This is a genomic window from Vibrio sp. 2033, from assembly GCF_033339735.1.
Genome location: NZ_JAWOVC010000013.1, coordinates 1 through 14,842, shown reverse-complemented (window position 1 = coordinate 14,842; position 14,842 = coordinate 1). Strand labels below are relative to the sequence as shown.

The window sequence follows — 14,842 nt, the reverse complement described above, 5'->3', positions numbered from 1 at the left end:
AACGACAAGACACAAGGCAAGGATACTCTGATGCAATCCCCATTTATCGTTGAGATAACAGAACAGAACTTTCGCGAAACGCTTGAAGGTTCAATGAACACGCCCGTTTTGATCCACTTTTGGGCCAACGCTCAACCAGAAAGCGCACAGATACTCCCTGAGTTGCAATCTCTTGCTCAACAGTACAACGGTGCATTTACGCTTGCTCTACTAAATTGTGAAGTTCAGCCCGCTTTAGCGTCTCAATTTGGCGTGCAAGTATTGCCAACTATCGCGCTGTTTATAAATGGTCAAGCCGTCGATGGTCTGGGAGGCCCCCAGCCAATTGATGCCATTGCCACCATGCTACAAAAGCATTTGCCAAGCCCAGATGAACAACTATTAAAACAAGTCAGTGAACTTCTTCAGCAAAGTGAGCATGCTCAGGCTTTGAGCATCATCCACACTTTGCCGCCAGAGCTGCAAGAGCGTGGTGATGTGAAACTCGCGATGGCTGATTGTTTGCTAGAAACCAAACAATTTGATATTGCCCAAGAACTACTGAACGCTATCCCTCTCGAGTATCAAGATAACTACTACAAGAGCCTAATAGCCAAGCTCGAGCTGCATTTGCAGGCTGCAGATAGCCCTGAATTACAGCGACTAGAACAAGCATACGCAGCAGACATGGCAAACTTCGAACTCGCTTGTGAATTGGCGGTACAATACAACCAAGTTGGTCGGGATGAAGAAGCGTTGGAACTGCTGTGGAATATTCTTAAAAAAGACTTGGGCGCCCAAGACGGTGAAGTGAAGAAGACTTTTATGGATATTCTCAGTGCACTAGGTCAAGGTAACGCATTAGCAAGCAAATATCGTCGCCAGCTTTACTCAATTTTGTACTAAGCGCCGCATTCTTCTAGGAATAAGACAACAAAGGCCGGTGTTTCCGGCCTTTGTCATATAAAAAACCAATAACCTCTCAAAGGTCTCAGAACTTCAATTGTCTATTGTCTATAAATAGGTAAAAATGGATCGAATATTATGCACTTAAGGGAATAACTCATGCCAATTGATTCACTGATCACCATCGGTATTTTCGTCGTTCTTGCTGTCGTTATCTTATCTTCAGCCATTAAAACGGTTCCGCAAGGAAACAACTGGACAGTTGAACGCTTCGGACGCTACACCCACACATTAAAGCCGGGTTTAAACTTGATCATTCCATTCGTTGATAAAGTTGGTCAAAAAGTAAACATGATGGAGCGCGTTCTCGATATTCCTGCGCAAGAGGTCATTTCAAAAGATAACGCTAACGTGGTTATTGACGCTGTCGGATTTGTTCAAGTGATCGATGCTGCAAAAGCGGCTTATGAAGTCAACGACTTAGAACACGCTATTAGAAACTTGACCCTTACGAACATTCGTACCGTTTTAGGTTCAATGGAACTGGACGAAATGCTGAGCCAACGCGACATGATCAACTCTAAGCTGTTGGCGATTGTTGACCAAGCAACAAACCCTTGGGGCGTAAAAGTCACACGAATTGAGATTAAAGATGTCCAGCCACCAGCCGATCTGACCGCTGCAATGAATGCGCAAATGAAAGCCGAGCGTAATAAGCGTGCGGAAATTCTTGAAGCAGAAGGGGTTCGCCAAGCTGAGATATTAAAGGCCGAAGGTCATAAACAATCAGAGATATTAAAAGCTGAAGGCGAAAAGCAGTCTGCTATTCTCCATGCAGAAGCACGTGAGCGTGCCGCGCAAGCAGAAGCAAAAGCGACTTACATGGTTTCCGAAGCCATTGCAAAAGGTGACATGCAAGCCGTCAATTACTTCATTGCACAGGGTTATACCGAAGCGATCAAGAGCATTGGTCAAGCCGAAAATGGTAAAATCATTATGCTTCCATTAGAAGCAACCGGACTAATGGGCTCGGTTGCAGGGATAGCAGAAATGTTTAAACAGCAAGATAAAGAATAATTTATGGACTTTTTTAGTTTGTTGGAAGGTATCTCTTTCTGGCATTGGCTAGCGTTTGGCTTTGCTCTTTTAGCAGTTGAGCTACTTGGTACCGCAGGGTATTTTCTCTGGCTCGGGATGTCTGCACTTATCGTTGGAGCACTCATGACCGTTTTGCCAATGAGCTGGCAATTGCAATGGCTTTGCTTTGCAAGCTTCAGCTTAATCACCACCTGGCTTTGGTGGCGACGACAATGGTCTAAAGACAAGCAAGAAGACCAAGAAAGAGATCTGAACCAAAAGTACAAGCAGTTAATTGGGCGTACTCTTATCCTTGAAGAAGACTTTTCCGTCGGGCTCAATCGCATCAAGGTAGCCGATACCACATGGTCCGCACAATCGGATCAAGCACTTCCAGCCGGTACCCGCGTAAGAATCACCGATGTTGAAGGTATTATTTTAATCATTGAGCCTGATTCTAATTAATTTATGCCAAAGTAATGGGGCAAATCATGCTCCATTACTTTAATCTAAACAACTGCTTTCATTTCATTACCTTAATTAAAATCGAGAAAAAAATAAGTATTAGTAATATTATTAATACCCTACCTACCATTTCCTATTATTTAATTATTCAACACACGACAATCAATAAGATAGAAATATATCTAGGTAAATTATCGATCTAAATTTATTTTAAAAAATAAAACTTTATTGAATTATTTTTTGATCTTTTTATCCTCGGATACATACTTAACGCATAAGCATTTAAGTTGAGTGCTTTTTATTTGGTAAGTAAGAGGATGTACTATGAATAAGCTTCTCTTTTTAATGTTGTGCGGTATTTTTTCTTTTTCTTCCTTTGCCTACAACAACGGAAACGGCGGTACAACTAATTTGGGACCTATAGTCGAATGTAAGATGCCAAGTGGCGACGTTACGAATATTCCAAGTGAAATGTGTCGATTTAGAGGTGGGGAATGGGAATAGTAAAGAAGTAAGAGCTTAGTTTGATATAATAGCCCTATTCAACCTTGCCTTTCTGCGTAGTCACGGTTTATACAAGCACGTAGATATTTAAAGTTTATATTAAGGTGATTATTATGAGATTTTTATCTGGTCCATTAGTAATATCTTTTGCCATAATTCCGTTAACCACTCATGCTAATGGTGCATCCGGTGGTCGTACGTTAGGCCCAGAGATAAAGTGTGAGTTGCCAAACGGTAATGTACATATGTTGCCACCGTTATATTGCAAAATATACGACGGCCGAGAAGTGAAATAGAAAAGGAGCCTAGCGGCTCCTTTTATTATCTAATTAAGTATTAGTGGAAGCTGTAAGGGATAAGAACTTGTAGACGTAAGTCTGTTTCATCCGCATCGCCAGCACCTGCGTACTCATCACGTTCTAGGATTGTACCGTGTAAACGAATGGTAGAACCTTTAAGCGCGCCACTTTGTAGTGAGTAAGATACTGTTGCGTTAACTGCGTATTCGCTTTCGTAATCCCAGTCACCTGATGCTCCGCTTGCTGCAGAGTCAGCGCCAGTACCGTAACCAAAGCCTAGGTAGTAGTTCCAGCCGTTACCTTGGTTGTAAGATAGACGGTTGTACCATGCTAGCTCACCCGCTTTGTTCCAGTCAGACAGCGCGTCCCACCACTGAGACCAAGTACCATTGTTCATACCGTATGTATGAATAGTACGAGGAACGAAGTCCGCACGGTTATCTGTGTCTGTGTAGCGCAACTCAGACATCCAAGCTAGCTTGCCGAAAGATTGATTCAAAGATAGACCAGTGTGGAAACCTAGACCATCGTATTTCACATCATCGTCAACACCGTAGAAATCAAATGCTAGAGTTGTACGGTCACTAACAGTGTACTTCAAGTAAGCCTTGTAAGAAGTGTTGTCAGTTTCGTTGTGGTAGCTAGTTACTTGACCTGCACCCCAGTCAACACCATTTGCATATTGAACGCCAGTAGCTTGACCCAAACCAAGTTGCATAAACAAGCTGTCAGTTAGGTTACCGTTTAGGCCTAGAGAGTGTAGGTAGCTCCATGAAGTGTCAGACCAAAGCGCTGGTGCGTAATCATCTTCGTGAAGCAGCCAAGGTGCTGTAAATTGGTCTGCGCCAAAGTAGCTTAGGTTGAAATCACCAAGTTTAGCGTTTAGTTCGAAACCACGGTAAGTACCAGGTACAAAGCTCCAAACGTTACCGATTGTACCGTTACCACCAGCCTGTAACATACCGAAACGAGCATTAAAGTTTTCGTTTGCTTTGAATTTCAGCGCTGCTTTGTAAACTTTAAGCTGCTGACCATCACCTGCACCCCAGTCTAGGTTGTTACAAGTTGAGATTTCGTTACATAGGTAGCCTTCGTTTGAATTGTAAAGACTATCGTTGTAAAGATCGCCAGAGTAGTAAGCCGCAACATCTGCGCCCACCCAACCATCGTGGTAGCCAGAAGTGAAGTCTAAAATTGCGTTGTAAGAAGAGTAGTTTAGACGACTCCAACGGTCACCATTTTCACCGCCGGGCTTACCTGTTGTACGAGTTCGTGAACGAGTATCAACTATGAATAATGCATTCAGACTTGAGTCTTGCATAAATTCGTTCACTTTCTCTACGTACTCGCCACCTGCTGCACTTTCAGTAGACGCTGTAGCTGGAGCGACAGCAACAACACCAAACATTGCTGCGGTTAACGCTGAAACCTTAAAAAATTTGTCCATGGAAAAACTCCTAAAAATGGATATAGCTGTATTTTTCTATCTCACCTTTAGTTGGCCGCCGAAGGAGAGAAGTAAATTCCTGATCAAACCTCATTATTTCTAATTTGGCTTTTTTTAGTTCCTGCATACACACCGTGTATCCACGTGATTAAGACTAACTTCGCAGCTAAAAACATCCAAATGGAACTTATTTTTTTTCTAAAAAAATATGAGCCACTCCAAAGTTCCATATAACTTATTGATCCAGATCTTATTTTTAACAACACCAACACAACTCAACAAAATATCATTTAAAATCAAACATTTAAATTTAGCCTGAAAGTATCAACTTGAAGTCACTCGCAGACTAAAAAAGCCAAAAAAACCAATAACCCAAGGTTCGATCTTGATCACTGAAAAGAACAAAGGCATCAATTACTCAATAAAAAAACACTTAATTATGAACAAGAAAAAGCCCCGCATGCTTACCATACGGGGCTTTTAGTTATTTTTTAGCTTTTTTGAGAAGACTTAATTCATCAATTCGAGTAAGTCTTGTTCTGTTTTAATTTCGATACCCAGTTCTTGTGCCTTTGCGAGCTTCGAACCTGCATTTTCACCAGCAAACAAAATATCGGTTTTCTTAGAAACACTACCCGTCACTTTAGCCCCCAGTGCTTGGAGGGCTTCTTTGGCTTCTGTACGCCCCAGTTGAGAAAGTGTTCCCGTTAATACTACTGTTTTACCTTCTAATGGTAATTCCCCCACCTGCTCAGTAGTATTAATCTCTGGCCAATGAATTCCTTGTTCAAGCAAATCTTTAACCACCGCTTGGTTCTGTTCTTCACTAAAGAAAGTCGTAATATGTTGAGCAACCACAGCACCGATGTCTTGCACTTCAATCAACTGCTCTTCGGTAGCATTTTGGATCGCTCCCAACGTTTTAAAGTGCATTGCTAAGTTTGCTGCGGTTGCCTCGCCAACTTCACGGATCCCCAGTGAATACAAAAACCGAGGTAAAGTTGTTTCTTTGGATTTTTCTAACGCATTCACAATATTCTGCGCAGACTTTGGCCCCATGCGATCTAGTACGGTTAAAATCCCCGCTGATAACTTAAATAAGTCAGCAGGAGTTTTCACCATCTCACGATCAACAAGCTGCTCGATCACTTTATCGCCTAAACCGTCAACGTCTAACGCTTTACGAGAAACAAAGTGTTTTAGCGCTTGTTTGCGTTGGGCTTGGCAAACTAAGCCCCCCATACAACGTGTTACCGCTTCTCCTTCGATCCGCTCAACATGCGAACCACAAACAGGACACTGAGTTGGGAAAACAATATCTCGAGCTGTTTCTGGTCGACGCTCTTTGATGACAGAAACGACTTGCGGAATAACATCGCCAGCACGGCGGATCACAACGTGATCACCAATCTTGACTTGCAGACGTTCTATCTCATCTGCGTTATGAAGCGTCGCATTACTTACCGTTACCCCACCAACAAATACAGGCTCTAGTTTAGCAACAGGTGTAATCGCACCAGTGCGACCGACTTGGAACTCCACTTCATTCAGTGTCGTCATTTCTTCCTGAGCTGGAAATTTGTAGGCAATCGCCCAACGTGGAGCGCGAGCAACAAAACCCAGACGCTCTTGCACGGCAATATCGTCAATTTTAATAACGACACCATCGATCTCATAAGGGAGGGCATCACGACGCTGCAATATATCTTGGTAGTAAGCTTTTACATCCGCCAAGCTTTCAACTCGCTTAGTTTCCGGACACATTGGCAGTCCCCAAGATTTGATTTGCAAAAAGCGTTCGTAATGACTTGCTGCCAATTCTGCACCTTGCACCACGCCTACACTGTATGCATAGAAGCTAAGCGGACGAGAAGCCGTAATACGTGAATCCAATTGTCGTAAGCTACCTGCCGCAGCGTTACGTGGATTAACAAAGATTTTCTCGCCTTTCTTCCTTGCTAATTCATTGAGCTTTTCAAACCCAGCTTTCGGCATAAAGACTTCACCACGAACTTCAAGACGATTTGGCCAGTCATTACCTCTGAGTTTTAAAGGAATAGCTTTAATCGTACGCACATTCTCTGTGATGTTTTCACCCGTAGTACCATCGCCTCGAGTGGCCGCCTGAACTAAAACGCCATTCTCATATAACAAACTTACGGCGAGTCCATCCAATTTAGGCTCACAACAGTATTCTTTCACACTCTGGCTGCCCACGCGCTCTTGTGCGCGCTTGTGGAAACTATCGAGTTCACTATCATCAAACGCGTTATCAAGCGAAAGCATCGGTACTTCATGTGTCACTTGGCTAAACGCAGAGAGAGGTTGCCCACCGACACGTTGGCTTGGCGAGTCTACGGTTATTAAGTCAGGGTTCTCAGCTTCAATATCCAGTAACTCTCGCATTAAACGGTCGTACTCGGCATCAGGGATCTCTGGGTTATCTTCCACGTAGTAACGCACAGCGTGGTAATGCAACGACTCTTTTAGTTCTTCTAGTCGCTGAAGTACTGATTCAGACATAGTAAAGCCCCGTGTATTTTCAATCGGTGAGGTTGGGAAATCCAAGAAAAAGGGCTCCATCCGGAGCCCTATTATTATTTGCTGTTAAGATTATGCGTTAGCGGCATTAAACTCAACTATTTGACGTCGATAAGATGCTAAACGATCTGGCGTCATTAAGTTGCGCTGGTCATCAAGTACGTTACCACCTAAGTCATCAGCAATTTGCTGCGCAGTTCGGAGCATTAAGTTGAAGTTCTGTTCAGCCTCGCCATAACAAGGCAATGTCATGAAGAATGAAATACCCTTCGTTGTAAACTCAGCAGGATCAGCATGTTCAAACGTACCAGGGTGCATCATATTAGCGACGCTAAACAGCACTTTGCCGTTACCGGACAAGTCGACATGACGATGGAAAATATCCATCTCGCCATAAATTAGACCGTTTTGTTGCATACTTTCAAATAAAGCAGTACCAACAAATGGCTCTTCACCAGCACAGTGCACATTCAATACAATCACTTGCATTTCAGGTTCTGGCTTTGGCTCTTCCTTAGGCTCTGCAACGACAGGCTCACTAACCGTTTCGACTTGCTGTTCTTTCTCCGTAATATCAAACGCGGCGGGAATAACTTCTTCTTCCACAGCAGGCTGGAATGGCTCTTCAGCTACTGTTGCTTGAACAACAGGCTCAACGTCCTCTTCTTTATCTTTTTCTGCAACAAATGAAGGGATGTCATCCGGCTCCTGCTGCGTCTGTTTGACTTCAGATGGACCACCGAATAACGGGTCAGATTCAAACTTGTTGTCGAAAGAACTCGCCATCCCAAAATCTGGTTCTTTGCGATCTTTGCGAATGATCTCAAAGTCATCTTCAGGAGCGGGAGCGAAGTCTCGTTCTTTCTCAACAAGATCATTTTTGTCTTCTTGGTCAACATCCAGCTTACCAAGTGGCTTGTTACCAAACTTTGCTTTGCCTTCTTTTTTACTGCTCCATAAACCATGAAACAGTAATGCCGCGATGGCTAATGCGCCAACAACAATGAGTACGAATCGCAATTCCTGCATTATTTACTCTCAATATACTTGTTTTTACTACTCGCAGTTCCTTGAGCAGCAACCCAAGTGCAATAAATCTGAATGATACGTTTACTTTACCAAAACTATATGTAGATTTAGAACAACTTAATGCAAGAAGTTCCGTTTTTTGTTGTGATTCTTGCCACGATTCCACTTAACAAGACGTCATTTGTCAGGGCTTTGAAAGAAAAGTCCTCACAGGTACAATGAGTTTTCATTTACACGAAGCCAAAATAGACATGAAGAAAAACAATCAGCAGAGAACCGGGTTCGGTTATTTTCTATACGGGATACAATTGGCACTAGCCCCTAAAATCAGGCGCTTTGTCATCTTACCTCTACTTGCAAATATCTTGCTTGTAGGTGGTGCCATCTTCTATCTATTTTCAAACCTTAATATATGGATAGAAGGCTGGATTGGGCAGCTGCCTGAGTTTTTATCCTGGTTAACTTACATTCTTTGGCCTTTACTCGCTCTAACGATACTCGCTACCTTCTCCTATTTTTTCAGCACGCTCGCGAACTTTATCGCCGCGCCATTCAATGGCCTCTTGGCTGAAAAAGTGGAAGAGTACTTAACGGGACAAAAAGTAAATGATGATGGTTTCACTGCCGTCCTGAAAGATGTTCCTCGCGTTTTAGCTCGTGAGTGGAGAAAGCTCCTTTACATTTTACCTAAAGCAATAGGCCTATTCCTGTTATTGCTCATCCCTGCCCTTGGACAAACAGTAGGCCCATTTTTATGGTTTATCTTTACCGCCTGGATGCTCGCGATTCAATATTGTGACTACCCGTTTGATAACCACAAAATCCCATTTAACGACATGCGTTACAAATTGAAACAAAAGCAAGGTAAGGCCTATGGCTTTGGGGTATTGGTGTCTGTATTTACGACGATCCCAATTTTGAACCTCATTGTCATGCCTGTAGCAATATGTGGTGCAACCGCTATGTGGGTCGCGGAGTTTAAGCACCAACGATAGTCGATTAGAGATTAAGGAAAGGGATCAGCGCCAGCTTTTCCCTTTTCTTTTATCAAGTTCTGGGCCAACCTAATAAGATATAACTTTTTAATCCTTTTCCCTTTTTTTCATACCGCATATTCTTCTATCCATATTCACACAACGTGTAATGAAGGAACATCACTATGAGCAAAATCTACGAAGATAACTCTCTTACTATTGGTAATACACCTCTCGTTCGTCTAAACAAAGTAAGTAAAGGCAAAGTTCTCGCGAAAATTGAAGCGCGTAACCCTAGCTTCAGTGTTAAGTGCCGTATCGGTGCAAACATGATTTGGGAAGCAGAGAAAGCGGGCCTTCTTAAGCCAGGTGTAGAGCTTGTAGAACCTACCAGTGGTAACACAGGTGTTGCTCTAGCATTCGTAGCGGCTGCTCGCGGTTACAAGCTAACATTGACCATGCCTGAATCAATGAGCCTAGAACGCCGTAAGCTACTAAAAGCACTAGGCGCGAACCTTGAGCTGACTGAAGCATCGAAAGGCATGAAAGGGGCGATTGCTAAAGCAGAAGAAATCGTAGCAAGCAATCCTGAGAAGTACCTACTTCTTCAACAATTTGACAACCCAGCGAACCCAGAAATCCACGAAAAGACTACGGGCCCTGAGATTTGGGAAGCGACAGACGGTGAAATCGACGTATTCGTTGCTGGTGTTGGTACGGGCGGTACTATTACAGGTACTAGCCGTTACATCAAAGGTGAAAAAGGCAAAGCCATCACTTCTGTTGCAGTTGAGCCAGCAGAGTCTCCGGTTATTGCACAAGCACTTGCTGGCGAAGAAATCCAGCCTGCCCCACACAAAATTCAAGGTATCGGTGCTGGTTTCATCCCTGGTAACCTCGATTTAGACATTATTGACCGTGTTGAGCAAGTTACCTCAGAAGAAGCGATTGAGATGGCTCGTCGCCTAATGGAAGAGGAAGGTATCCTAGCTGGTATCTCATCTGGCGCAGCGGTTGTTGCAGCGAACCGACTTGCGGAACTACCTGAATTTGAAGGAAAAACAATTGTAACTGTCTTGCCAAGTTCCGGTGAGCGTTACCTAAGTACAGCACTCTTTGCAGGTATCTTTACCGAAAAAGAGAACCAACAATAATATGTGTTCAAATCAATTTTTAGTTTAAAAAAGCCCCGTTTAGGGGCTTTTTTGTTGATCCCTGCCCTACCTTTGGTAATATCAGGGTGTTTTATTTCTAGCTTCAAAATAAAGAAGCAGAACACAAAAAGGTTTCAAAGTGATTACGCACGCAAACAGTTGCGTAGTTACCAAACTTTTGACTAGTATCAGAACTGACGCGCTTTGAACTCTTCCCGTGCTAGCGCACAAGATGTAAAGCAGTTAAGCTAAAATCTGGTCACAAACTAACAAAAAAATACATTTATTGGGGTATATCACATGTACGAGAAGCAAGTAGAAATCACAGCAGAAAACGGCCTTCACACTCGTCCAGCTGCACAGTTTGTTAAAGAAGCAAAAGCATTCGACGCAGACATCACTGTGACTTCTAACGGTAAAAGCGCTAGCGCTAAGAGCCTGTTCAAACTACAAACACTAGGCCTAGTAAAAGGTACTCAAGTTACTATTTCTGCTGAAGGCCCGCAAGCTCAGCAAGCAGTTGACCACCTAGTTGCTCTAATGGACCAACTACACTAATCCGGTCTCCTACTCCAGAAGCCATTTTGTGAAAGCAAAATGGCTTCGTTGGAAATAGGCTCAAAACTAAGCTAAAACTATTCGTTAGCGCACCCATTATTCTCCCGTTTTATAAAGTTGACCAAACTTAAGGTAAGGCTATGATTTCAGGCATCCTAGCATCTCCTGGTATTGCAATCGGTAAAGCACTACTACTTCAAGAAGATGAAATTGTCCTAAACACAAACACTATTTCTGACGATCAAGTAGAAGCTGAAGTTCAGCGTTTCTTTGACGCTCGTAACAAATCTGCAGCTCAGCTAGAAACTATCAAGCAAAAAGCGCTTGAAACGTTTGGCGAAGAAAAAGAAGCGATCTTTGAAGGTCACATCATGCTTCTTGAAGACGAAGAGCTAGAAGAGGAAATCCTAGCACTTATCAAAAACGACAAGATGACTGCTGATCACGCTATCCACTCAGTGATCGAAGAGCAAGCATGTGCTCTTGAGTCTCTAGACGACGAATACTTAAAAGAGCGTGCAACTGACATCCGCGATATCGGTTCTCGTTTTGTTAAGAACGCACTAGGCATCAACATTGTTTCGCTTAGCGATATCAACGAAGAAGTAATTCTTGTTGCTTACGACCTAACGCCATCTGAAACTGCACAAATCAACCTAGACTACGTGCTTGGTTTTGCTTGTGACATCGGCGGTCGTACTTCTCACACTTCAATCATGGCTCGCTCACTTGAGCTTCCAGCTATCGTTGGTACTAATGACATCACGAAGAAAGTTAAGAATGGCGACATGCTGATTCTTGACGCAATGAACAACAAGATTGTTGTTAACCCATCAGAAGCTGAGTTAGAAGAAGCGAAAGCGGTTAAAGCAGCATTCCTAGCTGAAAAAGAAGAGCTAGCGAAACTGAAAGACCTACACGCAGAAACGACTGACGGTCACCGTGTAGAAGTTTGCGGTAACATCGGTACAGTGAAAGACTGTGACGGTATCCTTCGTAACGGCGGTGAAGGTGTTGGTCTGTACCGTACTGAATTCCTATTTATGGACCGTACTGCGCTACCAACTGAAGAAGAACAGTACCAAGCGTACAAAGAAGTTGCGGAAGCAATGAACGGTCAAGCTGTGATCATCCGTACTATGGATATCGGCGGCGATAAAGATCTCCCATACATGGATCTTCCAAAAGAGATGAACCCATTCCTAGGCTGGCGCGCTGTACGTATCAGTCTAGATCGTCGTGAAATCCTTCGTGATCAGCTACGTGGCATTCTACGTGCTTCTGCACACGGCAAACTGCGTATCATGTTCCCAATGATCATCTCTGTCGAAGAAATCCGTGAGCTTAAGAAAGCGATCGAAGAGTACAAAGAAGAGCTACGCGCTGAAGGCCACGCGTTCGACGAAAACATCGAAATCGGTGTTATGGTTGAAACTCCTGCTGCTGCTGCGATCGCACACCACTTAGCGAAGGAAGTGTCTTTCTTCTCTATCGGTACAAACGACCTAACTCAGTACACGCTAGCGGTTGACCGTGGTAACGAGATGATTTCTCACCTATACAACCCACTATCACCAGCTGTACTTACTGTGATCAAGCAAGTTATCGACGCTTCTCACGCAGAAGGTAAATGGACTGGTATGTGTGGTGAACTTGCAGGTGACGAGCGTGCAACACTTCTACTTCTAGGTATGGGTCTGGACGAGTTCTCAATGAGCGGCATTTCAATCCCTAAAGTGAAGAAAGTAGTTCGTAACTCTAACTTCGCAGAAGTGAAAGCAATGGCTGAAGAAGCCCTTTCTCTACCGACAGCAGAAGAAATCGAAGCCGTGGTAGAAAAGTTTATTGCTGAGAAAGCTCAGTAATCGGTAGTACCAAGTAATTCAATACTTAATGGCCATTAGACGGCGAAAAAAGTCGTCTAATGAGCTATATTGGTATACTATAATTCGACAGAATAAAACCAAACCTTAGGAGCATGACACAATGGGTCTGTTTGACAAACTTAAGAAGCTTGTATCTGATGACAGCGCTGACGCTGGTGCTATCGAAATCATCGCGCCACTTTCTGGTGAGATTGTAAACATCGAAGACGTGCCAGATGTTGTTTTCGCTGAGAAAATCGTTGGTGACGGTATTGCTATCAAGCCAGCAGGCAACAAAATGGTAGCTCCTGTAAACGGTACTATCGGTAAGATCTTCGAAACTAACCACGCGTTCTCTATCGAGTCTGACGACGGTGTTGAGCTTTTCGTTCACTTCGGTATCGACACAGTTGAACTAAAAGGCGAAGGCTTCACGCGTATCGCTGAAGAAGGTCAAACTGTTAAAGCTGGCGACACTGTAATTGAATTCGATCTAGCTCTTCTAGAAGAGAAAGCGAAGTCAACGCTAACTCCAGTTGTTATCTCTAACATGGACGAAATCAAAGAGCTAAACAAGCTTTCTGGTTCTGTAACTGTTGGTGAAACTCCAGTTCTACGTGTAACTAAGTAATTTTTACTTAATCGAACACGAAAAAACGCTGCCATTGGCAGCGTTTTTTATTACCTGAAATTTTGTTTCTAATCGACTTACATCAATGAAATCCGCTCAGCTAAGTAATCCAAGTGCCGAACTCGGCCTTTGCTTTGCCTGAGCCAATAATGCTGTTGTCGCATCTTGGAGCACTTGAGAACGCACCATTTCCGTAGATTCTCTTGCGAAGTCTGTATCTCTTATTCGACTCTTGGACTCTGTAACACTCCGATTCACAGTATTTAAGTTATCCATCGAGCCGTTTACACGGTTCTGAAAGCTGCCAATTTCACTTCGGTGCGAATCAACGTACTTAATTGCTGCATCAATCACCCCAACTGAAAGCTGAGCCTTACCTGCCGTCGACATATCAATGTCATCCATTGTGACTAATTGACCAGCGCTCACATCAAGCTCATCCGCTAAACTCCCATCGAGAAGCACACCCTCTGGCGCATTCATCGTAGAAGCGAAGAATTGCAGTTCGTTGTTTTCCGTTACTGAAGCATTCACTATCGATTGTTGAGCATTGATGTAAGTGGCGACCTGTTCTATACGGTCACCCAATTTGAGTCCAATGGATTCCGTTTGGGTTTGCCCTTTACTGTCTTGGTATTCGACTTTTAGGGTTTGGTTATCTTTAGTGACTCGCCAATCTTTATCGACCGCATCACCAACATAATGCTGCCCTCCCATCTCTGGGATATGGCTACGCATGTTACGTAACGTCAAAGAGATTGAATTAGCGTTCGCGCCAATATGGAAACTTTGTGAACCGTAAGATCCATCAAACAGGTTTTTATCCGCAAATGTTGTCGTGATCGCGACACGATCAAGCTCATCTTGCAGCGCTACGACCTCATATTGAATACTTTGCCGATCACTTGAGTCATAACTGCCGTTTGCTGCTTGAAGCCCCAGAGAGCGTAAGCGTTGCAATATGTCACTGCTTTCGTGCAATGCTCCCTCCGCTGTTTGAGCAACAGAAAAAGCGTCGTGTGCATTTCTTAAGGCGACATCAAGCCCTCTCGTTTGTACATGGAGAGTATTCGATATCTGTAAACCTGCCGCATCATCGCTCGCCGAGTTGATTCGAAATCCCGAAGTTAGGTTGCGTTGTGACTCAACATTTTGCGCAGCTGCTTGACTCAGGTGTCTCTGCGCCACCATCGCAGAAACATTGGAATTTAAAGAGATCATCTAATCGATATGAATGCCTTATCGAACATACTGTCAGGACATATCTGAATCGTTATAGCCAATAAGCAAAAAGCCAGGGATGAGCCTGGCTTTGGTTTCTTGCTTTGTAAAATTGATTAACCTAGCAGACTTAGCGCTGAGTTTGGCGCTTGTTTCGCTTGCGCAAGGATTGAGCTTGACGCTTGCGATAGA

The 14,842-nt window shown here is 43.5% G+C and carries 13 protein-coding genes; 9 read left to right on the top strand and 4 right to left on the bottom strand.

Annotated features, from left to right (window positions below):
* Positions 1-30 precede the first annotated feature (30 nt).
* The 4 genes from R7P74_RS16260 to R7P74_RS16245 all read left to right on the top strand — a co-directional run bounded on the left by R7P74_RS16260 (position 31) and on the right by R7P74_RS16245 (position 2,931).
* The gene (locus R7P74_RS16260) at positions 31-885 is read left to right on the top strand and encodes a co-chaperone YbbN (protein ID WP_033906924.1); all 855 of its coding nucleotides are present in this window, start codon (positions 31-33) and stop codon (positions 883-885) included.
* Positions 886-1,044: 159 nt separating this feature from the next.
* The gene (locus tag R7P74_RS16255; RefSeq protein WP_005382060.1) at positions 1,045-1,962 is read left to right on the top strand and encodes an SPFH domain-containing protein; all 918 of its coding nucleotides are present in this window, start codon (positions 1,045-1,047) and stop codon (positions 1,960-1,962) included.
* Positions 1,963-1,965: 3 nt separating this feature from the next.
* Positions 1,966-2,427: an NfeD family protein gene (locus R7P74_RS16250; protein WP_017634826.1), complete on the top strand. Its 462-nt coding sequence runs from the start codon at positions 1,966-1,968 to the stop codon at positions 2,425-2,427.
* A gap of 324 nt (positions 2,428-2,751) precedes the next feature.
* The gene (locus R7P74_RS16245) at positions 2,752-2,931 is read left to right on the top strand and encodes a hypothetical protein (protein ID WP_021707680.1); all 180 of its coding nucleotides are present in this window, start codon (positions 2,752-2,754) and stop codon (positions 2,929-2,931) included.
* Between the two features lie 336 nt (positions 2,932-3,267).
* On the opposite strand, the gene R7P74_RS16240 is transcribed toward R7P74_RS16245, so the two are convergent.
* From R7P74_RS16240 to zipA, 3 genes are all read right to left on the bottom strand, one after another.
* Complete coding sequence (locus R7P74_RS16240; RefSeq protein WP_005382055.1) at positions 3,268-4,677, bottom strand: hypothetical protein; 1,410 nt, start codon at positions 4,675-4,677, stop codon at positions 3,268-3,270.
* Positions 4,678-5,187: 510 nt separating this feature from the next.
* Positions 5,188-7,200, bottom strand: a complete 2,013-nt coding sequence (gene ligA / locus R7P74_RS16235; protein ID WP_017819968.1) for an NAD-dependent DNA ligase LigA — start codon at positions 7,198-7,200, stop codon at positions 5,188-5,190.
* Between the two features lie 90 nt (positions 7,201-7,290).
* A complete protein-coding gene (gene zipA / locus R7P74_RS16230; RefSeq protein WP_017819969.1) occupies positions 7,291-8,247 on the bottom strand; it encodes a cell division protein ZipA in 957 nt (318 codons plus the stop codon).
* A gap of 251 nt (positions 8,248-8,498) precedes the next feature.
* Between zipA and cysZ the strand changes: the two genes are divergently transcribed.
* From cysZ to crr, 5 genes are all read left to right on the top strand, one after another.
* Positions 8,499-9,242, top strand: coding sequence for a sulfate transporter CysZ (cysZ, locus tag R7P74_RS16225; RefSeq protein WP_025767003.1), 744 nt, complete (start codon positions 8,499-8,501; stop codon positions 9,240-9,242).
* A gap of 164 nt (positions 9,243-9,406) precedes the next feature.
* Positions 9,407-10,375, top strand: coding sequence for a cysteine synthase A (gene cysK, locus R7P74_RS16220; protein WP_262583836.1), 969 nt, complete (start codon positions 9,407-9,409; stop codon positions 10,373-10,375).
* A gap of 300 nt (positions 10,376-10,675) precedes the next feature.
* Entirely contained in the window at positions 10,676-10,933 is a 258-nt protein-coding gene (locus tag R7P74_RS16215) for an HPr family phosphocarrier protein (RefSeq protein ID WP_005382043.1), read from the top strand.
* Positions 10,934-11,073: 140 nt separating this feature from the next.
* Positions 11,074-12,798: a phosphoenolpyruvate-protein phosphotransferase PtsI gene (gene ptsI / locus R7P74_RS16210; RefSeq protein WP_005389298.1), complete on the top strand. Its 1,725-nt coding sequence runs from the start codon at positions 11,074-11,076 to the stop codon at positions 12,796-12,798.
* Positions 12,799-12,919: 121 nt separating this feature from the next.
* Entirely contained in the window at positions 12,920-13,429 is a 510-nt protein-coding gene (crr, locus tag R7P74_RS16205; protein WP_005382041.1) for a PTS glucose transporter subunit IIA, read from the top strand.
* 96 nt (positions 13,430-13,525) lie between these two features.
* Here crr and R7P74_RS16200 read toward each other — a convergent pair whose 3' ends face one another.
* Entirely contained in the window at positions 13,526-14,650 is a 1,125-nt protein-coding gene (locus tag R7P74_RS16200; RefSeq protein WP_213968530.1) for a flagellin, read from the bottom strand.
* Between the last annotated feature and the right edge of the window lie 192 nt (positions 14,651-14,842).